The 23,311-nt window shown below is 43.5% G+C and carries 17 protein-coding genes; 8 read left to right on the top strand and 9 right to left on the bottom strand.

Translation table 11 applies throughout. The annotated features are described in order from the left end of the window. Positions 1–247: 247 nt before the first annotated feature. A complete protein-coding gene (locus ABUE20_RS09630) occupies positions 248–1,534 on the top strand; it encodes a methyl-accepting chemotaxis protein (protein WP_408619690.1) in 1,287 nt (428 codons plus the stop codon). Between the two features lie 14 nt (positions 1,535–1,548). On the opposite strand, the gene ABUE20_RS09625 is transcribed toward ABUE20_RS09630, so the two are convergent. From ABUE20_RS09625 to gcvA, 8 genes are all read right to left on the bottom strand, one after another. Then, the gene (locus tag ABUE20_RS09625) at positions 1,549–2,139 is read right to left on the bottom strand and encodes a class I SAM-dependent methyltransferase (protein WP_408619689.1); all 591 of its coding nucleotides are present in this window, start codon (positions 2,137–2,139) and stop codon (positions 1,549–1,551) included. Positions 2,140–2,398: 259 nt separating this feature from the next. Beyond that, the gene (locus ABUE20_RS09620) at positions 2,399–4,291 is read right to left on the bottom strand and encodes a sensor histidine kinase (protein WP_408619688.1); all 1,893 of its coding nucleotides are present in this window, start codon (positions 4,289–4,291) and stop codon (positions 2,399–2,401) included. Between the two features lie 24 nt (positions 4,292–4,315). Continuing rightward, complete coding sequence (locus ABUE20_RS09615; protein WP_408619687.1) at positions 4,316–6,517, bottom strand: two-component system response regulator; 2,202 nt, start codon at positions 6,515–6,517, stop codon at positions 4,316–4,318. Positions 6,518–7,026: 509 nt separating this feature from the next. Then, on the bottom strand, positions 7,027–8,973 hold the full coding sequence (locus ABUE20_RS09610; protein ID WP_408619686.1) for a methyl-accepting chemotaxis protein: 1,947 nt from the start codon (positions 8,971–8,973) through the stop codon (positions 7,027–7,029). Next, on the bottom strand, positions 8,963–9,880 hold the full coding sequence (locus tag ABUE20_RS09605) for a hypothetical protein (RefSeq protein ID WP_408619685.1): 918 nt from the start codon (positions 9,878–9,880) through the stop codon (positions 8,963–8,965). Before ABUE20_RS09605 ends, ABUE20_RS09610 begins: the two co-directional genes overlap by 11 nt. 455 nt (positions 9,881–10,335) lie before the next feature. Next, positions 10,336–11,304, bottom strand: a complete 969-nt coding sequence (zntB, locus tag ABUE20_RS09600; RefSeq protein WP_408619684.1) for a zinc transporter ZntB — start codon at positions 11,302–11,304, stop codon at positions 10,336–10,338. 368 nt (positions 11,305–11,672) lie between these two features. After that, complete coding sequence (locus tag ABUE20_RS09595) at positions 11,673–12,797, bottom strand: aminopeptidase P family N-terminal domain-containing protein (protein WP_408619683.1); 1,125 nt, start codon at positions 12,795–12,797, stop codon at positions 11,673–11,675. Positions 12,798–12,884: 87 nt separating this feature from the next. After that, positions 12,885–13,841, bottom strand: coding sequence for a transcriptional regulator GcvA (gene gcvA, locus ABUE20_RS09590; protein ID WP_408619682.1), 957 nt, complete (start codon positions 13,839–13,841; stop codon positions 12,885–12,887). Positions 13,842–14,088: 247 nt separating this feature from the next. Between gcvA and ABUE20_RS09585 the strand changes: the two genes are divergently transcribed. From ABUE20_RS09585 to ABUE20_RS09560, 6 genes are all read left to right on the top strand, one after another. Beyond that, complete coding sequence (locus tag ABUE20_RS09585; RefSeq protein WP_408619681.1) at positions 14,089–14,934, top strand: transporter substrate-binding domain-containing protein; 846 nt, start codon at positions 14,089–14,091, stop codon at positions 14,932–14,934. A 70-nt stretch (positions 14,935–15,004) separates the two neighbouring features. Next, positions 15,005–15,967: an agmatinase gene (gene speB / locus ABUE20_RS09580; RefSeq protein WP_408619680.1), complete on the top strand. Its 963-nt coding sequence runs from the start codon at positions 15,005–15,007 to the stop codon at positions 15,965–15,967. Beyond that, a complete protein-coding gene (speB, locus tag ABUE20_RS09575; protein WP_408619815.1) occupies positions 15,967–16,911 on the top strand; it encodes an agmatinase in 945 nt (314 codons plus the stop codon). Before speB (ABUE20_RS09580) ends, speB (ABUE20_RS09575) begins: the two co-directional genes overlap by 1 nt. Then, complete coding sequence (locus tag ABUE20_RS09570) at positions 16,911–17,561, top strand: amino acid ABC transporter permease (RefSeq protein ID WP_408619679.1); 651 nt, start codon at positions 16,911–16,913, stop codon at positions 17,559–17,561. Before speB (ABUE20_RS09575) ends, ABUE20_RS09570 begins: the two co-directional genes overlap by 1 nt. Before the next feature lie 12 nt (positions 17,562–17,573). Then, positions 17,574–18,227, top strand: a complete 654-nt coding sequence (locus ABUE20_RS09565) for an amino acid ABC transporter permease (RefSeq protein ID WP_408619678.1) — start codon at positions 17,574–17,576, stop codon at positions 18,225–18,227. A 15-nt stretch (positions 18,228–18,242) separates the two neighbouring features. Continuing rightward, positions 18,243–19,064 (top strand): amino acid ABC transporter ATP-binding protein, encoded by an 822-nt coding sequence (locus tag ABUE20_RS09560; protein WP_408619677.1) that lies wholly within the window; start codon positions 18,243–18,245, stop codon positions 19,062–19,064. A gap of 89 nt (positions 19,065–19,153) precedes the next feature. Here the strand turns inward: ABUE20_RS09560 and ABUE20_RS09555 are convergent, their stop codons facing one another. Next, complete coding sequence (locus ABUE20_RS09555) at positions 19,154–19,924, bottom strand: ABC transporter ATP-binding protein (protein WP_408619676.1); 771 nt, start codon at positions 19,922–19,924, stop codon at positions 19,154–19,156. Between the two features lie 1,026 nt (positions 19,925–20,950). Here ABUE20_RS09555 and pflB point away from each other — a divergent pair. Beyond that, positions 20,951–23,236, top strand: coding sequence for a formate C-acetyltransferase (gene pflB / locus ABUE20_RS09550; protein ID WP_408619675.1), 2,286 nt, complete (start codon positions 20,951–20,953; stop codon positions 23,234–23,236). Positions 23,237–23,311: the final 75 nt, after the last annotated feature.

Raw genomic sequence — 23,311 nt, 5'->3', positions numbered from 1 at the left:
TGATTTCAGCCAACTTCCAGCTAAAACTGGCGCGCCCTAGAAAAGAAAAATAAAACCGAAACTTCTACCCTATACTAAATTTATTGAAGACCCGAATTTCACAATGAAGCATGATTCATTCAAAATTAACCACATAAATATAATGTGAAATAAGGGGATAAATGATCGACAAATAACAGGGATTATCTTAGGCTGTCGTTCATTCAAAATCGTGGTAGTCATAAGATGACACAAACAAGGGGTGACCATGTTTTTCAGATCAGCAAAAAAGTTCGTTCCTGAATCATCATTCGAAACTGATATTTTGAATTCAATTCAACAAAATATGCCAACTATAGAATTTGATACTCAAGGGAATATTCTCAATGCCAATCCCTTGTTTTTGAAACTAATGGGCTACCAGTTGAATGAGTTGATGGGGAAACATCATCGTATTTTTTGCGGCCCGGAAACCACCCAAAAAAGTCAATATCAACAATTCTGGAATGATCTGGCACAAGGAAGGGAACATGCTGGAACATTCCAGCGACGAAAAAAAGATCAAACCTTAATTGTTTTGGAAGCCACCTATATTCCAATAAAACAACAGGGAAAAGTGGTTCGGGTGATGGAAATTGCAGCCGATGTCACCGAATTCTTTATTAAATCTGAATCACAGGCAGATTTAATTACAGCACTCGATAAAAGTTTTGCTGTCATTGAGTTTGCTCCCGATGGCACGATCCTCACAGCCAACAATAATTTTTTAAACGCACTTCATTATAAAATTGATCAAATTAAAGGTAAAAATCACAGAAGCCTCTGCTTCGATGACTTTTATGCCCAAAATCCGGATTTTTGGAAAAAATTAGCATCAGGGAAAGCATTCTCCGGTCGCTTCCTGCGAAAAGATTCTTATGGTGGACAGGTTTGGATCCAAGCGACCTACAATCCGATTATCGATGCCCAAGGGAAAGTATATAAAGTCGTCAAATTTGCAGCCGATATTACGCAAGATGTATTGCGTGAACAAGAAGCAACGGAAGCAGCATCTATCGCCTATCATACATCAGAAGAAACCTCGCAAGGTGCCAGTAAAGGCAACCTTGTTTTAAAAGAATCGGTCGAATTGTCCAACAATATGGTTGCTCAAATCAACGAATCAATTGAGCAGGTATCCCAATTAGCGACACTTTCTCAAGATATCACTAAAATTGTGAAAATCATTAGTGAAATTGCGGATCAAACCAATCTGCTGGCACTAAATGCCGCCATTGAAGCAGCACGAGCAGGCGAACAAGGTCGTGGATTTGCAGTCGTTGCGGATGAAGTCCGCCAACTCGCCAAACGGACCTCTTCGGCAACTCAGGAGATTAACAACGTGGTTACCACCAATATTACGCTGACGGATACTGTAAAAGAGTCGATGTCCCATGTATCCGAGATAGCTAATCATAACAGTGAAAAAGTGAATGAAATCTCTAGCCTGATCAGTGAAATTGCTCAAAGTGCTGACAAAGTCGTCGCGGCAGTCAGTCAGCTCAAAACAGAATAATGAGCCAAACCACTTTAGTGATGATTTTTCTGCGCAATCACTTGAACCACATGGCTTAACCCATGATGTTTATATCCTTCCTCAATATAACGCTCTCTTTCCTGTAGCATCAAAAAATCCAGGGAAGAGAGTTCTTCAGACAAACAAGCTTGGGTCAGCATCATGTCAGCCTGCCCCGGTCCCCCTGTACCATAGGCTAACTGCTTAGGGGTATAGGATTCGGCCAAAAAGATACCCTTGGGTTTTAAAGCGGCACAGATGCGTTGATGTAACGATTGTCGAAGTAATGAAGGTAAATGGCAAAATATAGAAATAATGGCATCCCATTGCTGCTGACCTAAATCATATTCCGCTAAATCAGCACAGATAAATTCAACGGTAACCTGGTGTTTCTGTGCCAATTGTTTGGCTTTTTGCAGAGCAACAGATGATAAGTCTACCGCAGTGACATGACATCCTGACTGTGCCAGATAAACCGAATTACGGCCTTCACCATCGGCTAGACATAGCACTTTCCCGCGGATTTGCTGCACATGCTCCTTTAAAAAATCATTCGGTAGTTCACCATATACATAATTTTCACTTCGATAAATTTCATCCCACATGATGATTCCCCCTTTATATTAGTTATTTCGAATATACTAGTCCCTTGAATCTTTGCCAATTATTTTTATCGTCAGCTTTATCATAAACCTGACCTAGAATGACTGAACACATGACCCATCATCAAGGTCCACATGGGACTTAAGTTCAAATAACAAAAACAATAGATGGCAATAAACATCGCTCTTAGGGGAGTACACGCGTTGAAAAATCATACCGATCACGATGAACAGAGCGGCGCGATCAATATTCACATTGAAATTAAATGATCTGATCCTGATGCTGTAAAGGTAATACAATCGTAAATGTCGTTCCGTATCCAACCGTTGTCGAATAAGAAATAGTTCCAGCTAACAAATGAGTTACCCATTGATAAACAAAGTACAGTCCTAATCCGGTATGACCCCGTCCTCGAGCCGTCGTCACAAAGGGATCAAACAGTTGCTTTGCAACTTCAGGATCGGCGATCCCCTGCCCATTATCATAAATATCTATCTGTATTGATTCAGGATCCATTATCGTTGCTTTCACCTGAATAGTGCCACTCTCATCATTGCGATATCCATGTTCCAATGCATTTTCGACAATATTTTTCAAAACTTGTGAAAGTATCCCGGGATAAGTTGCAATTTTAATTTTCGGATCAATATCTACCTCGAATTTGACTAAATTAGAACGGTTAGCACTGGAGATCGTTTGTAATAATATTTTGACCTGTTCACCTAAATAAAAATGCTCAACCGTATACTGATGAGGTTCTGATACGGTATTTTTAAACTTCTCAATCAGGACAGTCACCTGCTCCAGATTATGAATACTCAACGATAATCCCTCTTCAAAAGAGGTTATCAATTCGTTCAGTTGATTACGGGTGATACCTTGAGCCAATAAAATTTTAAATTTCTTCACTCGTTCCTGTAGGCTACTCACGGATACCAACGCACCACCGGTCGGGGTATTCAGCTCATGAGCGACCCCTGCGATAATCATCCCTAACGAAGATAATTTTCTCGATTCAATCAGGCGATTCTGCAATCTTTCCATCTGGCTTTTAGATTGCTGTAAATTGAAATTAGATTGTTCTAAATCCCATTTTTCTTTTGCCAATGAACGTGACAGCTGGAAGTTCCGTTCTACAGATTTTGTATACCGATAACTGAGATAAAAAATACATAAAAAACAAAGAATACCGACACTCACTAACGGCCATAAAATTCGATACATTAAAATATTGAGTTGACGATCCGTCGTTGCAACAATGACGTATAAATATTCTTGATTTTTGCTATTCGGCTGACCAGTACCGATACTAATTTTAGAGTAACTCCAAAGATCCCCATGTAACAACAACCCAACCTGATGCTCATCTTGTAAAATATTCTGCCATAACACCATATTCTGATGTTCTACATTATCATCATCATGCCCCAACTGATCGCCCCACTCATTAGATGAAACCGGATGAATCAACCAGTATCCTTTTTTATTGACTAACTGCACTGACATATCCGGGCGAGATAACTGCCGGATACGTTCAAATATTCGATGCAGCCCAAAATTAAGGATGATCATGCCCTCATGCAAATGATCTTCATCTCCGGTGCGGATCGCTGAACGAATCGTAGGCTCAAATGGCACCACAATCCTTTGATTTTCAATATTCAAATCAATGGATGATAAATAAACTTCTCCGGGTAATGTGTATAAAGCATTCTGAAAATAGTAGCGATCTCCCTTGTCTTGTAATTGTGCAGAAGGAACGACATTCACATGATTGTCATGCACATTGATTCGAACAATTTCTTTACCCTGCATATTCAGCCACCGAAGCTGAGTCAGCATATTGGTCGAACTCCCATAATTAACAAATTGCTTTGCCAAAATAGCGCGATCTATCGGCTTAGAGGCATCAAGCGCTTGCTTGACCATCAGGGAGTTTTTTACAAAAATAGTCAAATTTCGTACGTGCCCGAGTTCCCGGTTTATGATTGCAATCACCTGCTCTAGGGTTTCAAGCTGCTCCTGTTCCAGCCGCTGTGACTGCTGTGTAAACCAACTCCGATAGACTAAGAATAAGGCAAGTAGCACCCCGACTGACATCGGTAATGCAACCAACAAAAATGTCTTAATCGTTTGCGAAGGCAATCTAGGCATAAGCAATGACCTTACATGGCCAATTTAGTGCAATTGATAACGAGAGACCGCTTCGTCAACGGTCATGGGTTTAGAAAATAAATAGCCTTGCCCAATTTGACATCCCAGCTCAATCAATTTCTGTCGCTGATTTTCGGTTTCGATCCCTTCTGCAACACTGGTAAACCCGAAATAATTACTTAAGCGAATAATCAAATTCACCATTTCTTCACCGACTTCCCCCTCATCGAGTCGGTCAATGAATGAACGATCAATTTTAATGGTTGTCGCCGTCAACCCCGAGATATGGCTGAGCGATGAATATCCCGTTCCAAAATCATCAATACTGACCCCCATTCCCTGAGACACCAACTCGGTTAAATACGGTTTAATTCTTTGGTAATCCGAGATAGCCCCCGTTTCCGTAATTTCCATATCCAACAGAGGTAGATCGACATGTTCTCGTTTAAACAACGCTATCATCCGTTCAAAAAAACCAGGTTGCAGCAGTTCAATTGATGAAATATTAAATGCGATCGGAACGTTAATCCCTACCTGCTGTAAAGCATGGATCGCATGGCAAGTCTCCTCTAACACTTGTTCATCCAGTTTATGGATCAAACCCGAAGTTTCAGCCAAGTGAATGAATTGTTCCGGGGCAATAATCCGCCCATCCGGGTGCCGCCAACGAACCAAGGCTTCAAACCCAACCAAGCGATTATCAACCAGTTGGATTTTGGGCTGTAATACAATGAACAGTTGATCGGTATGTAACGCACCTCGCAGGCTACTTAATAAGGCATACCGCTGTGCAATATGTTCATCCTGCGTTTTCACAAAACTAATGTAAGCATGTCCCTGTACTCTGGCTTCAGCAATAAGGCCTTCCAACAAATCCAATGTTTCTTCACCTGATTTGGCCGGTCGATCTGCCAGTTTCATCACCCCAATTGTGGCTGAAATGAGATGCTCAGCATCTCGGATCCTGAGCGGGCTATTAAACAATGCTTCAAAAAAAGCTTGCGAGACATCATCATAATCTTGAGCCAAAACCGCAAAACAGTCTTTACTAATCCGAGAGACCAACCGATAGGGTAATGCCCGACAAATTGCCGCATAGAAGGCTTCTAGCAATTCACAGCAAAATTGATCGCCAAAAGTGATACTAATATCGTTGAATTGATCGATACCAACGACAACTAGCTGTGTCTGTTCAATCTCCTGTCGACTTAAACCATTGAGTTCCCGGATCAGCCAGTTCCGGTTATGACAACTTAATAGAGGATCATAGTAAGCTAATTTAGAAAGTCGGTTATAAAGGGCAACGTTGGTAAATCCAGATTTAATATTTTCACTAAAGACCCGTAGCAGATAAACTTCGTGCTCCGTTAACCGGTTTGGCGTATTGACTAACACTGCATACTCACTGCTATCAATCGCGATATTACTAAAATAAAAAATCGAGCAATCATCTCGAAAGACATGTTTTTTACGGTTCAATACCTGTTGAAATAGCTGAAAATAATCTTCATCAGGAAAATCCTGAACAGAGTATCCGACCATTTTTCCATAACGCCCGGTCCCGGCTAATACAACAATACTTTCAGGCTCCCGACCATCAATCCGCTGAGCACAAATAATGCTATTCGACCCAATAAAATGCGAAATTTCTTCCAATACGGTCTGGGTGAAACTCAATAGATTCGTTTTACTACTGATAACCTGAGAGGCCGTAATCACCATCTGCAACCCTTTTTTGGCTTGATTCAGCAGTGACATTTGTTCCCAAGTTCGAATATTTGCCGACACAACCGTATGTAAATGTTCACTGGTTAGTTCAGATTTATTCCAGTAATCATCGATATCATATTCTTTCATGATATCCCGACAAGGAGCCATCCCAGGCTGCCCGGTCAGTAGAATAATCCGGACGGATTCATTACCGATCACATCCCGAATAGTTCCAACCAGTCGTAACCCAGCATCATCATCTTCCATCACCACATCTAATAAAATCACACTGATTTCTGGATGTCCCGAAATCACAACCGCGGCCTCACTTGCGGAATTGGCCGTCAAAACATGAACAGCTCGATCCCGCACCTGAAATCCTCGCAGTGCAAACTTCAGAGTTTCCTGATAGTTCAGGTCATCTTCCACACTTAAAATTGTCCAGGGTGATGCATCAGACGGTGATGAAGGTTCTGTAGGCTCATCACGAAACTCAAATAATTCCATATCAGACATAGTTTTTATCCTGCTTACAGACCCATGACAAAATTCATTACTACCTTAAATCAGGCAATGACAAAATCATTCACTCAAGCCACCCATGTAGCTAAGAACTATTGATTGAATCATTTTTAGTATAGACATCACTATGGCGTTTGTAGTGTAAAGTCCGCAAAAGGATCGAAATTGGGTTTAAACGGTGCGAGGAACTGCTGATCTTGTGTGATTATTTGTGCTGTACTCTAAATCTGATTCAGGGAACACCGAACTGTAATACGAAGGCTATTGACCTTCATCATGAACCATAAACGAACACACGGCGCTGATTATATTGTTTGATATGGCTATATTTAATCATACACGCTTCAAAAAAGAGGATAATCCACCGGGTCAGAAACTCCCGGTGGCTCCCAAATAAGTTAATGTATATCCGCATAAGAGACCGATATTTTGCCTTATAGGCCGCCCTAGAGGGTCATCAGCATCCATGCCAAAGAATCGAGGCCAAGAGCAAACTCACATCACTACACATTAAAATGAGCAATAGTCGCTTGGATCTCATCACTTAATTTACGGACTTGCAGCGCCTGCTCGGCTGTTTTTTCCGTATCTAATGTGTTTGACTCGGCAATTCGTTCAATTCCATTCATCTCAGAAACAACCGCACTCGCCGTCTCAACCTGCTGCTGACACGCCTCACTAATCTGAGTTAAGCGAGAATTAATCGCAACCACCAGCTCATGAGTTTGTTCTACTGAATCACGCATAGAAACCACTGATTCATAACTATGATCAGCCTGTAACTTACCTTGATTCATCTGAGACTCAGTATTCGAAGCCCCTTTAACCAACGCAGTCATCATCGTTTCAATCTGTTCAGTGGATTCCTGCGTTTGCTGAGCCAAATGCCGGACTTCATCGGCTACCACCGAAAATCCCCGACCATGCTCACCCGCTCGGGCGGATTCAATCGCGGCATTCAATGCTAACAGGTTGGTTTTTTCAGCAATCGAGTTGATCACATCTAAAATTTTAGATGCGTTCTGGCTATGTTCAACTAACTGTTGCATTTCACCTTCAGCCGCCGTCAACTGCGTCACTAAATCGTTAATCGAATGATTCGCCGATGCGGTCAACTCACTGCCCTGTTTTGAAGCGGCATCAATCGCAGTAACGGATTCATCGGCATCTTGAACATGTTCTGCAACACGCTCAATACGCTGAGACAGATCCGCAATATGATGTGATACTTCAAGCACCGATTGCTGCTGTTCACCGGCCTGTTCTTTTGAATTCTGGGCCAACCGTGATAATTCCAGAGCAGCATCATTCAGGTGTTGCACCGAGCCATGGATCCCTAAAATAGTAGACTGTAACATCTCAATGAACTGGTTAAATGAACTCCCCAGCTGGGCCACTTCATCCTGACCGCGCACCGCCAGCCTTTGGGTTAAGTCGCCATTGCCTTGGGCAATCGCTTGCATTGCTTCAACCATCGCCACCACAGGTCGACGGATGAGTCGAATCATCAACCCTCCAACCACTAGCGATATCACAACAATCGCAGCCCCAAATGATAAATTGATAAACTCTGAACGATTCAACAAATTAGCCGTATTATTGCTGGCCTGACGCAATCGCTGCCACATGGCCTGCTGTCCACCTTGAGCAGCTTCCAATACTTGTTTAGCCGCAGGGTTTACCTTATTTTCCAGAAGTTGATGACGCTGATCTAATAACTGAAACAGCTGCTGACTGACTTGTTGGTAACGCTGCAAATCGTCAGCAACTTGCTTAATCCAAACCAGCTGTTGATCCCGGTTTAAATTTTTCTGTAAATCCCATAATGCATTCTGGGCTCCATAGAGTTCCAAGTAAAAACGGTCTCGACTCCGTGGCTGATGATCAGAAACATACCGCATAAACGCGATCGTCGCAGCTTGCAAATGGTTGGCAAACCGAACGGTTAGTTCTGGAAGTCGTCCGGCATTAGAAATATCCAATGTGGCATGAATATCAGCAACTTTAGAGAGTGCTTCAGGCTCTAGTTGATTAAGTAACTCATTGCCTAACGCTTGGATCTGTTGTTGTAACGGAACTTGCTGCGTCATAAACAACTGATCCAAATTCTGGCTATTGGCACTTAACTGCTCCGAATTGGGGAACTGTTTTAAATGCGGGCTGGCCAGATAAGTCTTACTGGCCTCGGCCAATTCCTGATAACGACTCGAAAGCGATGCGGTTTCATCTGATTGTCCCAGTTGAGATTGGATCTGTAGCCGTTCCAATGTGTTAATTGAAAGATCTGAAGCCAGACGCGCACCAGGCTCCACAACATCAATAAACTGTTTGTTTTGCAACTCAATATGGGTTAGTGAATACAAACTTACGCCAATCATCCCTGCAATTAAGATCACGATAATACCGGGAATCGCGGCTATTTTTTGTCCAAGAGTCAATTTATCGAGCATCGTGACCTCCCGCGAGCATTCCCAACAAACCATCCCGTAGCTGAGTTAATTGTGCATAAATCAAATTTGTATCCAACTGACCTGAAGATTGAAAAGAGGTGGGAATAACAACACTGGCCCCCATGACGGTCTGCCCCCGGTGCAACTCAGCCCGTAAATTCAATAAAGTATCCTCAACCTGACTTAAAGTGGATTCCCCAATGGGGAAACGTCCCGGCTCAGTGGTATCAACACCAATCTGGCGAAACAATTGTCCAGTTAAATACAAAATCTGATAAGCGAGTAAATTATCATCGGTTGCTTCCCGTCCTTGCACAGCTTGTATCGACGGAAAACTAATCGACCGTTGTTTATGTTCAGCAATCCACTGTAACGCCTGTTTGGATAGCGCAATATTCATTTCAATTTGATGGAAATGCGATTCTTTCGTTAGCCCGTTAAACAAGGCTTCAATGATCAACAGTTGTCGGTAAACATCATTGACACTTTTCCCCATGGGCACATCAATTTCAGGTAACGGACTCAGAATACCCAATTGCTGACGCACCTCTTCCAACTGTTTCGACAATATTTGCAAAGGAGCCATAATATTCGAGGGGCGAAACACCCGGAACTCAGGTTCAATGGGACTAATGACCGTGAGCCCCTGAGCTTGCTGCAGCTGACCCGCCAAACGGACCAAATCATTTGCTTTAAAAAACAATGAAGTTGCCAATTTACCGGCAACAATAGGAGGCTCCGGAGTCAATGAAGCCAATGCTTTTGCCTGACGAATCGATTGTAATTGCTGAATAATAATTTCTGATTGTTGATATAGGTGATTATTGTTCACAATCGCTGCGTAGCTGATCGATGAAATCGCCATCAGGAACCAACAACAGATAATCCTTACCACGACTTTTTTCACGCACACAATCCTTTAGATTTAACATATAACCAGATAGAATCTGCAATAAAGAGGATCACTTTTAGTACAGCATTCTACTCCATTTCAACAATAAGCAATATTTACGCCAACAAAGGAAGACACATTGGCTGTTGCTGGCTATTTGAGCAAATTCCAAACATACCGAACTCATTTAGACCCGACCTGCGATGCCCGAGCCATGAGACCTAAGATCAGGTAAATGACTTTCGAGTTGCGCTATTGAATCACCTTAACCATCCAAAGCTCGATGCGGTTTAAAACAAATTAAAGTGAACCAAATAGGTCAAATCAGTCTGACAGACATTCAAGTCATTTTCTTTAAAATAACGGATTGAAAGAGTATGTTCTTGGTCTAACCACGCGGTTATCATCCAGACATGCCATAACCGCATTGTTAATAAAACCCGATGAAAAGCAAAGCTTCGGTGAGACCTTTAAAACCATCGCTTTATTTTGAAAAAAATCAGGATCAATACACTAATTCCCAGCAAAAACACAACAAACAATGTAAAAGCAAAAGGCGAACCGGTACCTGGAATACCGCCAATATTCACCCCCAATAGCCCCGTCAAAAAACCTAACGGTAAAAATAACGCCGCGATGAGGGACATCACATACATCCGTTGATTCATCTGTTCCGATAACTGGCTTGTAAATTCTTCCTGAGTCACAATTGCTCGTTCTCTAATCGCATCCAACTCTTCGATATAACGGATCAGACGGTCGGTACTCTCCTGTAATAATGGCCGATCATCCGGATCTAACCAGGAACGACGATCAAACGCTATTTTGACCAAAGCTTCACGTTGGGGAGCCAAATAGCGTCGTAATTTAATACTTTGCCGACGGATAGCAGTTAATTCATTTCGTCCTTCTGCAGACGCATCTTCAACAACCGACTCTTCGATTTGTGCCATTCGCTCCTGTAAATCATCAATCACGGCGTCCATCCGCAACGTCAGATAATGGCATAACGTTACCAGGAATTCTGAACTGGTTCTCGGGCCATCCCCTTCTTGCAACGCTTGAATTAAGTCAGCCACGGACAATAACCGGCGGCGACGCGTTGAAATAACTCGCCGTTGTTCGATACAAATCCGAATCGATACCATGTCTTCCGGTTCGGCACCTTCCGCTAAATTAACGCCCCGTAAAAAGACCAAGGACTGTTCATCAATATGACTAATTCGGGGCCGTGTATCTTCACTGAGTAACGCCTCACTAATGACATCACTCACGCCACTTCGTTCCGTCAGCCATTGACATCCAGCTTCATTGGCACAGTCAAGGTGGACCCATAGCACACCTTGTTCAGGAAACCACTGTTCCACTTCTGACAAGGACAAGGTAGTCGCTCTGCCTTGTCCATCCAAAAGCAATGCACTTATAAATGGCTCATCCATATCTCATCCTGATGAAAATAACATTCTTCAATAACATGATTAATAATTAGCGATTAAGCAAGTTAGCATCCGATAAAACTCAGATAATTAGGATTAGGTTGGTTAATTAATGACGAATCCCCAAATCACTGCAATGACCTCAAAGGACTAGAAACCTACCGTTAGCCTAAGAAAAAGAATACCTGAATCAGGTTATATTGAAACTCGATATTGGCCCTGACATTGAACTCTTTCATCATTCCAGCCATGGGCTAGATTGATCGTCATATCTTAAATGAGGCCTTCAGCCACAATGCTAAACCATGCGACATAGATCGTAGGACGCCTAAAGATACTTCAGGAAAACACGCTTACAATTCCGAGAAAAATTAGCGGGGACCCTCAACCCATACGGGATGAGTTAGACGATAAACATTCAGATAATGATCATAGGACAACTTAGATAGCTGGACCGAAAATACGACTATGGTATTCGCTTGAATCCGCATCTCTTCACCCAAAGCCTCCTCACCAGATACCGCATCCAAACAGCCAATAGAAATGTCATAATTACGCACATCTTTTAAGCGATACTCCAGATATCGCTTCATATCCGCGCGTAAGAGGGAAATGGGAATATTCACTTGAACACAATCCAAAAACGTTTGATAAACAGACTTCAGGCTGGTGGTATAAGCAGAATCAACTTCACCGGATGTTCCAACCACGACACTACAACTCACCGGATAATCGTAATGGCCAATGACTGGACACACTGTTAAATTCACTAAATCGCCTTGTTGCAACAATCGCGTCGACGGAGGCGCAATGACACTATCCGTATTTAAACTGGATTGAACCCGAGAATATGACTGCGAAACATCCATTTGCGGGAAAAAATAAGCCGCTTCAAAGATCAGCGCCTCTCGAATCTTCAGCGCTAAATCCAGCTCAGAGATCCCTTCTTTCAGCAGTGATACACCTATCTCAAACCCTCTCTTGGCAATTTGTTCGGCTCTACTATAAAGAAGCTTCTCTTCCTCTGATTTAATTTTTCTTAATGCGCACAATGGAACTTCGACACATAGCGCTTTTTTAAGGGAGGGAAGAACAGTGGCAAGCCTTCTCAATAATCCGGCCGAAAAACTCATAGAGGCCACACCAATCCGCTTCGCACCGGATAAGTAGTGCTGCACATGCTGCAAAAAATGTCCAAAATCAGCATATAACCAACTTTCACAAAAACTATTTCGGTAACTATGCCCTCCGACACTGAGAGGTGCGATAAGTACTGAACGTTGCGGTAAGATCAGTAATACCGTCGGAGCTTTCTCTCGGGAGTCCACCACCAAGCCACTAAAATAACTGATATGACCAACACCAGAGAGAAGTAGTGCATCCAAGTGATGCTGTTCCATCAGTTGTCGAGCTTTACTCAGGCGGGTTTTCATTTCCTGCGTACTAAAAAAAGCCCTCGACTTCGCACCATTGCGAATTTCAATCCTAGCATCCAATATCAGCACCTCCTGAAGTTCTCTTCATGTTGAGATACGCATCAGGAGGAAACAAACGGTAAATACTAATGCAGCTATAACATTTACTTATGAACGGATTTCAGCAACCTCTTTAGGGAACACTATCTTATCGATTGCCATTTCAGATTCAAAGGTATGGGCTTGTTCCTTAAGCCAGTGCATAAAGGTTTCGACCTGAGGACGATGAATTAATTTTTTAAGGCAAACGACATAGACCCCATCATCTTTTTCTACATCCCCAAAAAGCGGAATTAAACGCCCTTGCTGAACCTCATGGGCTACCAAAACATGACGCCCCAAAGCAACGCCCCGACCATCAATCGCCGCACGGACAATAAAATCAGCCTGATTAAATCGATAACCACTCCCACAATCAATATTGCGGATCCCCCGCTCAACCAACCACCGCTGCCAAGACGTAGATAATTTGGCCTGAGGTAATGAATCATGGATCAACACCGTTGTATTCAACTCCTGAAGCGTCGTTAAAGGACATTGCTCTAATAGGGCTGGGCTAGCGACAGGATACACGTAATCCCAAAATAAAAGCTGTTGTTCCATCGTAGGTTGGTCGCCAATCCCGTGGCAAATACCAATATCTACAATTTCATTATGAAAATTAGGCTCTGCCAGCTCCGCCACCAGATTTAAATCAATATGAGGATACCGGGTATGAAAATCGTGTAACCGAGGTAACAACCAGCTACTGGCAAATGAAGGCATGCAATACACGGTTAGTTTACGCATCTGCCCATTGGATTCGATCTTATTCAGAGAATCTCGAATTTCAATCAAAGAGGCATGGATCACCGGAAAGAGCGTGGCACCTTGTTCGGTAAGCACCAGCTGCCGGGAATGGCGTTCAAACAATTTATAACCCAGCCGATCCTCCAGCTTAATCACCTTCTGACTGACTGCACTTTGGGAAACGCACAATTCATCCGCCGCCAGAGTAAAACTCAAATGCCGGGCAGCCGCCTCAAAATAACGAAGCGCTTCTAAGGGGGGAAGACGAATCGACATAGCAACTCCACTCAAGACAGCGACCTGTTAGGGTTTGCAAGGCATATGCCATGAGATGCCCCTCGCCAATCGGATACAACCGGCTATCCCATTCGGGCTCAAGAACGATCTTGGTGCAGTTTATTCCTAATAATCACCAAATTAACGCATTACGCCTGCTTATCAATTGTTATTAGAACTTCCTGCTTGTTGATCTCAGCCATTGCTCTGAAGATAACCATAAATCAACGAGGGATTGGAGAAAAACATGGAACTAAAAAAAACATTCATGCACATGCTGTGTTTGAGTTCATTCATCATTGGCGTTTCAACAGCTCAGGCCGATTTACTACAGGATATTAAAGCCAAAGGAGAAATTGTCGTCGCTACCGAAGCTCGCTATGAACCCTTTGAAATGCTTGAAAACGGAAAAATCGTGGGCTACGGCAAAGATATTTTGGACGCCATTTTAAAAGATCTTCCCGGCGTAAAACTCAAGCAACTTGATCTACCATTTCAGGGGATCCTCGCCGGACTCAATGCCAAACGCTATGATTTTGTTGCGACCTCTTTAATGATCACCCAAAAACGTATGGAGCACTACGCATTTACAAACCCCATTGCGGATGCATCGGTGGCTATTCTCAAACGTAAAAATGATAACCGCATTACCAAACCGGAAGATATGGCCGGAAAAGTAATCGGGGTTCAGGCGGGTTCGGCTCAATATACCGCTGTCAAAAAATTTGAAAAAGAGGTTCTGATCCCTGAAGGAAAATCGGTCAAATCCATCACTGAATTCACCGATTACAACGAAGCCTATGCGGCATTAGCCTCCCGACGGGTCGACATCGTACCGCAAGCGATCCCAAATCTGGCTCCTATTGTCAAAAAACGTCCGGATATGTTTGCTATCGTCAAACCGCCATTTGGGGATAAATCCTACTATGGATGGGCTGCACGCAACGATGAAGACTCTCGGTCATTAGTTGAGTTTATGAATAAAGGGCTACTGAAACTACAGCAAAGCGGCAAGCTTGCAGAGCTTCAGATGAAATGGTTTGGCTTTACGATGGATGTTCCCGAAGGGACTCTTCCCAAACCACAGAACTAATCCATTCCTTTCATTCGGATAGTTTGTGCCAACCGGGCACAAACTATCCAATAACATTAATGGCACAATAATGAGTACCAATGACTATGAAACTGGCCGACTGAATCTCCCGTTTGTCGGTCATACAACTTTTGCAAAAAGCACGCCCGTCACCGACTGGAATGCCATTGCCGCCGATTTTGCTGTATTAGGTGTTCCCTATGATATGGGATGCCAATATCGTTCTGGAGCCCGTTTTGGACCCCGATCCATCCGCGCCTCTTCAACCTTATTCAGCTTTGGTCACAACGGCGCTTACGACTACGAAAGTGACACCCTCTATCTACAAAAGGATAAAGTAAAAATCATCGATATCGGTGATGTCGATATGATCCACACCGATAGTGATCGCTGTCTGGCCAATACCACCGCCGCTGTACGAAAAATATTAAACAGCGGGGCCATTCCGATTATTCTCGGCGGTGATCATGCCATTACCGCCGCGAATGTCGCCGCATTCAGTGATGAAGCGCCAATTCATGTGATCCAGTTTGACGCACATTTAGATTTTGTCGATGAACGCCATGGCGTTCGGTATGGCCACGGGAATTGTATGCGTCGGGTCTCCGAAATGCCCCATGTCACCGGAATCACCCAAATGGGGATCCGCAATGTTTCTTCATCCAATCAAGCCGATCATGATGATGCCAAAGCGGCAGGATCCACTATTTTTTCAGTTCGTCAATTACGACGATTATCCATCGATGAACTCATGGCACAGATCCCTGCCGGAGTCCGTTATTATTTGACTATCGATATCGATGGGTTTGATCCCAGCATAGCCCCCGGGACCGGAACTCCGAGTCATGGTGGATTCATGTACTATGAAGTTTTAGAAATCATCGAACAATTGGCTCAAAGAGGTCATATCGTGGGAGTTGATCTCTGTGAAGTGGCCCCAGCCTACGATGCCAACGAAATCACAAGTATTCTGGCGGCCCAGCTCTTAATGAATACCATTGGCTATATTGCCCATTATCGGGAGAAATCATGATGAGTTACGAATCACAGCTCATGGCTCGCTATTCAGGGATCCCCACATTTATGCGCGTTCCCGTAGTTACGGATCTAAGCAGCATTGATATTGCCTTGATCGGGATCCCATTTGACGGTGGCGTAACCAACCGGGCCGGAACCAGACATGGTCCTCGTGAAGTTCGTAATCAGTCTAGTCTGGTCCGGACGATTAACCAAGCCACTGGCATCGCCCCTTTTGATTTAGTTCAAGTTGGCGACATAGGTGATGCACTCCCGGATAGCCCATTTGAACTCACTGGCGCGCACAAAGCTATCGAAGACTATTACACCCGAGTCAAACAATCGGGCGTACTGCCTTTATCCGTGGGGGGCGATCACTCCGTGACATTACCGGTACTTCGAGCGATGGCAAAAGAGGCCCCCGTGGCATTGATCCACTTTGATGCTCATTGTGATACCGGAGATTTTTATCTGGGATCTAAATTTCATCATGGCTCGCCCTTTAAAATTGCCACAGAAGAAGGACTGATCGATCCAAACAAAACGATTCAAATTGGGATCAGGGGGAGTGTCACCGATCGAGATATCTGGAAATTCAGCTATGAAAGAGGCATGCGCGTCATTCATATCGAAGAATTTTATCAGTTGGGACTCGATGCCGTTATCGATGAAATAAAACAGGTTGTAGGTCAAAGCCCCGTTTATATCACCTTCGATATCGATGTCTTAGATCCTTGCTTTGCTCCGGGGACCGGTACCCCTGAAGTTGGAGGGATCACGACTTTCGAGGCCCAAAAATTAATCCGGTCTCTGAGCGAATTCAATATCATCGGCGCCGATGTTGTTGAAGTTTCCCCTCCGTTTGACCCTTCCGGAATCACCGCCCTAACCGGAGCGACCATGATGTTTGAATTATTGTGTGTCTGTGCGGCATCACGTTCCCGTCCCAAGGAGGAATGATGTTCGATCTAACCATTGTATGGGACTATCGTAATGCTTTACTCCAGGGGCTCTGGACCACGTTCTGGATCTCGCTAGTAGCGATTGGCTGTGGCTTCATCATTGGCGCAATCACCTATCTGGCCCGTTCCTCAACAAATCGTTTGCTACGCGCTATCAGTACTTTTTATGTGAGTGCCTTTCGAGGTACTCCATTACTGATTCAACTGAGTATCATCTTTTTCTTTTTACCACTGGCAGGGATCATCGTACCGCCTATTACCGCGGCTATTCTGGCGCTGGCATTCAATAGTGGAGCCATTCAATCCGAAATTCTGCGAGGTGGATTTTCAACGCTCCCCAAAGGGCAGAGAGAGGCGGCATGGGTCAATGGCTTCTCCAAAGCGCAGTCCTTTATTCACATTGAATTACCCCAAGTAATTAAAGTGACCTTGCCCGCCTTGGTCAGTGAAATCATCGATATCATTAAAAATTCATCGCTGATATCGACGATTGCCGTTACCGAACTCATGCGGGTTGCACAGCAATATTCGTCAACCACCTACCGCCCCCTCGAGTTTTTTATCGCCGCTGGCATTCTGTATTTACTCCTCACAATGAGTGTCAGTGAACTGGGCCGCTACCTTGAAAAACGTCTCCGGCATGAGTAAGGAAATCGAATTATGAATATTCACTTATTTATCGAATACTGGCCTCTATTACTCAAAGGGATTGGGTACACACTCTATGTCTGTTTCGGTGCATTAATCATAGGCGTGTTCGGAGGGCTTATGATCAGCCTCTGCTTTCAAATCAACCATGTTATTGTAAAATGCATATATCGCATCTACATCACGTTATTTCGCGGTACTCCGCTTCTGGTTCAGTTATTTCTGGTTTTCTACGGTGGGCCATTTATTGGGCTTCAAGCGTCAGCTGTAGAAGTCGGTATCTGGGGATTGGGCCTCTATGGATGTGCCTACTTTGCCGAAATCTATCGAGCTGGATTTGAAAGCATCCCAGAAGGACAGATTGAAGCCGCTTTTGATCTAGGATTCTCCCCAGCTCAAGTCTTCTGGCACATTCGACTGCCACAAATGTTCAGCCTCATTCTCCCCCCGATGCTGAACCAAACCATTCTATTGATCAAAGAATCGGCCGTACTCTCGGTCATTACCGTTCCGGAAATGACCACGTCAGCCATCAAAATGTCCACCGAGACGTTTTCGGTGGTCGAGCCTTACCTGTTCCTTGCGCTCTGTTACTGGTGCATTACCTTTCTGATCTCAAAAGCCGCAATGGCATTTGAACGTCACACCACCCGTTATTTAATCTAAATTCAAGGAGCGAACATGCAACATTCCCGCAAACCCGTCATTGAAGTCAAAGGTCTTAAAAAAAAGTTCGGTGAAAATACAGTATTAAAAGGTATTGATCTTCATGTTTATAAAGGCGAAGTAGTCTCTGTCATCGGTGGTTCAGGATCAGGGAAAAGTACCATGCTCCGCTGCCTAAATTTTCTGGAACATTATGATGACGGAGAAGTATACATTGATGGAAATCTAGTCGGTTATGGAGTCACGTTTACCGGAGACCTCCAACAAAAGCCACGACATATCATTCAGCAAGATCTTCATCATGTCGGGATGGTATTCCAACAATTTAATCTGTGGCCCCACAAAACCGTCATCGACAACGTCATGATGCCATTACTCATTGTCGATAAATGGTCCCGGTCCAAAGCGCGACAAAAAGCGATCGACGTTCTAACCAAAGTCGGCATGGAACATAAACAAAGTGCCTATCCCACCGCACTCTCTGGAGGGCAACAGCAACGGGTGGCTATCGCCCGAGCTTTAGCTAGAGAACCCGAGATCATGCTGTTTGACGAACCCACGTCAGCCTTAGATCCGGAACTCGTTGGTGAGGTGCTAAAGGTCATGAAATCATTAGCCGACGAGGGAATGACCATGATGATTGTGACGCATGAGATGGGCTTTGCCGCTCAGGTTTCGGATCAAGTACTATTTCTGGCCGATGGCAAAATAGAAGAACGCGGAAAACCAGAAAAACTCTTCCATACCCCTCAATCGGAAAAACTGCAAAATTTTCTGGTTACATGGTCAGATCGTAATGGCGGCATCGCCAACACCGAGCCCCCATCACTAGTATAAAAACAAGGGGTCTGAAAGCAGACTAGCGAATCACAATGATCAATCGTCATCAGGCGATCAAAAAAGGCCCTCACATCAGGGCCTTTTCATCAATATTTGGGAGCTAAAAACTGTTTCATTCGCTCAGAGTCCGGATGATCAAAAACTTTTTCAGGCGTTCCCTGCTCTTCGACACGCCCCTGATGTAAAAACATCACGTGGGAAGACACATCTCTGGCAAAACTCATCTCATGAGTGACCACGGCCATTGTTCGACCTTCTTCCGCCAAACTGCGCATCACTTTTAGGACGTCCCCGACCAGTTCTGGATCCAGTGCTGAAGTGGGTTCATCAAACAACATTACTTCCGGCTCCATAGCTAACGCCCGAGCAATAGCCGCCCGCTGCTGTTGTCCACCGGACATATGCGATGGATAATAATTTCGCCGCTCATATAATCCAACTTTATGGAGCAAGGCTTCCGCCCGCTCGATTGCTTCAGCTTTTGAAACATTTAAGACATGCACCGGAGCCTGAATAATATTATCCAACACACTTAAGTGTGACCATAGATTAAAGCTTTGAAAAACCATGGATAACCGGGCTCGAACCCGCTGTACTTGCTTCGGATTTGCAGGAATACGCTCTCCCCGGCGGTTATGTTTGAACTCAAGCGATTCACCATGAACATAAATATCGCCCGCCGTTGGGATTTCCAATAAATTGATACACCGTAAAAAGGTACTCTTTCCCGATCCTGACGAACCAATAATAGAGATAACATCCCCCTTGTGAGCCGTTAGATCGATCCCTTTTAGTACTTCATTGCTACCAAAACGTTTATGGATCCCTTTCACTTCTAATGCGGGGATATCAGCCATCTCAATTGTCACCTTAGTTCATCACCACCTGCGAAATGATCCGCAGTCATTAATATAGCAAGTAAGAAGAGGCGCAGAAATTAGCATCGCTCTTCACAAAACTCAATAATGAATCCAAAAAAAGCACGATAAACGTGCACAAAACCAATCTCTGCGATGAAATTCCAGCTCCAGATTTGGCCTTGCCCCCCAATACTCTTCAGAAAAAGATCGATGACACGGATATGAAATTCCGACCCCAAGCATTTCAAGTCAACAATTAAAACAAGGCTTCACTAGACAAAACGGCAAAGGACACCCGCGGGCTATTGGCTTTATGTTATAAGACATGCAGCAGGAGCTAAAAATTTTATAACAAAAACCGATCCACGATATTCAAAAGAAAAAGTTAAACCGCACAACAATCATGATTAAATATTAACCTAATAATAAAAATAACATTTTTCAATTGATGGAATTTTAACCATAATCCTTATTTAATTTAACACTGATAAATAAAAATAACGTTCGAAGTACAAAAAATATGCTGTATTTACAACAATTCAAAAATTTTTTGCTGAATTTGCTGATTTTCTGTTCTCAATTTGGATACATAACCTATATATGTAGCAGGTTTACATAATAAGGCCGCAACGGTTGATCACGATCAATTCCATCCCTCATCGAGGTTTGTAAAATCTACGCAAACTTACACAGCGGGTTACAGACAGAGAGTTAACCAGCGGTATGACAAGTTACAAGTTGTTGGAAGTTCTCTTTAATAGTCCGCTCCTTAGATAACTTTGTTCTATCATTTCATTATAATCGTTTCGTGGATATCGCAATTATCAACCATTCAGGTTGATAATTAGGTGAATGCGATCCAACATGGTGTATGGCATGCACTAATTTCAGCATGCTGATAGAAAAAGTATCAAGTTATACACTTAGTTTATAGCAGTTTGCTTCTCAGATTTGAGAGCGATTGCTCAAAGCTGAGCGAATAATTTTCTTTTCTACTGAACATTGAGTAAAGGTAGGTACAAAATGGCTGAACAAAACACTCAAGCCTGGAAAGGTTTTGCTGCGGGTGATTGGCAAAAAGAAGTCAACGTTCGTGACTTCATCCAAAAAAACTACACTCCTTATGAGGGAGACGAAAGCTTCTTAGCAGGTGCAACTGCTGCGACCACTAAATTGTGGGACGAAGTGATGGAAGGCATCAAAGTTGAAAACAGCACCCATGCGCCTGTTGATTTTGACACTGACGTTGTATCTACTATCACTGCTCACGACGCTGGTTACATCGAAAAAGACCTGGAAAAAATCGTTGGTCTTCAAACTGAAAAACCACTGAAACGTGCCTTGATTCCTAACGGTGGTATTCGCATGATCGAAAACTCATGCAAAGAATACGGCCGCACTCTTTCTCCTGAAATCGAAAAAATCTTCACTGATTATCGTAAAACTCATAACCAAGGCGTTTTCGACGTTTACACAGCTTCAATTCGTAATTGCCGTAAAGCTGGTATTCTGACTGGTCTTCCAGACGCTTATGGTCGTGGTCGTATCATCGGTGACTATCGTCGTATCGCTTTGTACGGTATCGATGCATTGATGAAAGACAAATTTGCTCAGCATGACTCTTTAGAAGCAAAACTTTACGAAGCAACTGAAACTGGCGAAAACATGGAAGAGATCATTCGTCGTCGCGAAGAAATCTCTGAAGAATATCGTGCTCTTGGCCAGATCAAAGAAATGGCAGCTAAATATGGTTGCGATATCGGCCGTCCTGCTGAAACAGCTCAGGAAGCTATCCAAGCCACTTACTTCGGTTATTTAGCTGCGGTTAAATCACAGAACGGTGCTGCAATGTCATTTGGTCGTAACTCGACTTTCTTCGATATCTATATCGAACGTGACATGGCTGCTGGTAAATTAACTGAAGAAGAAGCTCAGGAATTAATCGACCACTTGGTTATGAAACTCCGTATGGTTCGTTTCCTGCGTACTCCTGAATATGATGAATTGTTCTCAGGCGACCCAATCTGGGCTACTGAATCTCTGGGCGGTATGGGCTTAGACGGACGTACACTGGTTACTCGGACTTCTTTCCGGTTCTTGAACACTCTATATACAATGGGTCCTTCACCAGAACCTAACATGACTATTCTGTGGTCAGAACAGTTACCAATCGGCTGGAAAAAATTCTGCGCTAAAGTATCTATCGACACTTCATCCATCCAGTATGAAAACGATGATCTGATGCGTCCTGATTTCAACAGCGATGACTTCGCAATTGCATGTTGTGTATCTCCAATGGTTATTGGTAAACAGATGCAGTTCTTCGGTGCTCGTGCAAACTTGGCTAAAACTCTTCTTTATACTATCAACGGTGGTATTGATGAGAAGAAAAAAATCCAAGTTGGTCCTAAAATGGATAAAATCACTAGCGAAATTCTGGATTACGACGAAGTATTCGCTAAAATGGATCACTTCATGGAATGGCTGGCTAAAACCTATGTCACTGCACTGAACTGTATCCACTATATGCATGACAAATACAGCTATGAAGCTTCTTTGATGGCTCTGCATGATCGTGACGTATATCGTACAATGGCTTGTGGTATCGCTGGTCTGTCTGTTGCTGCTGACTCACTGTCTGCAATCAAATACGCTAAAGTGAAACCAATTCGTGACGAAGATGGTATTGCTGTCGATTTCGAAATCGAAGGTGACTATCCTAAATTCGGTAACAACGATGAACGTGTTGACTCAATCGCTTGTGATTTGGTTGAACGTTTCATGAACAAAATCCGTGCACTTAAAACTTACCGTGGTGCTACTCCAACTCAGTCAATCCTTACTATTACTTCTAACGTTGTATATGGTAAAAAAACTGGTACTACACCTGATGGTCGTCGTGGCGGTGCTCCATTTGCTCCTGGTGCAAACCCAATGCACGGTCGTGATGAAAAAGGTGCAGTTGCTTCTTTGACTTCTGTTGGTAAACTGCCATTCTCAAGTGCCCAAGACGGTATTTCTTATACTTTCTCAATCGTGCCTAATGCACTGGGTAAAGAAGAAGATTCTCGTCGTTCTAACTTGGCAGGTTTGATGGATGGTTACTTCCATCACGAAGCTGCTGTTGAAGGTGGTCAACACCTGAACGTTAACGTGATGAACCGTGAAATGTTGTTGGATGCAATGGAAAATCCAGAAAAATATCCACAGCTGACTATCCGTGTATCAGGTTATGCAGTGCGCTTTAACTCACTGACTCGTGAACAGCAACAGGACGTAATTACTCGTACCTTCACTGATCACATGTAATCTGACGCAATATCCTGATAAAATATAATTAATCAGGTGCAAAAGGCCTTGCCCGATGGACAAGGCCTTTTTTAT

This window comes from Celerinatantimonas marina (genome assembly GCF_046054165.1).
Lineage (GTDB): Bacteria > Pseudomonadota > Gammaproteobacteria > Enterobacterales > Celerinatantimonadaceae > Celerinatantimonas.
This window is presented reverse-complemented; position numbering and strand designations above follow the sequence as displayed.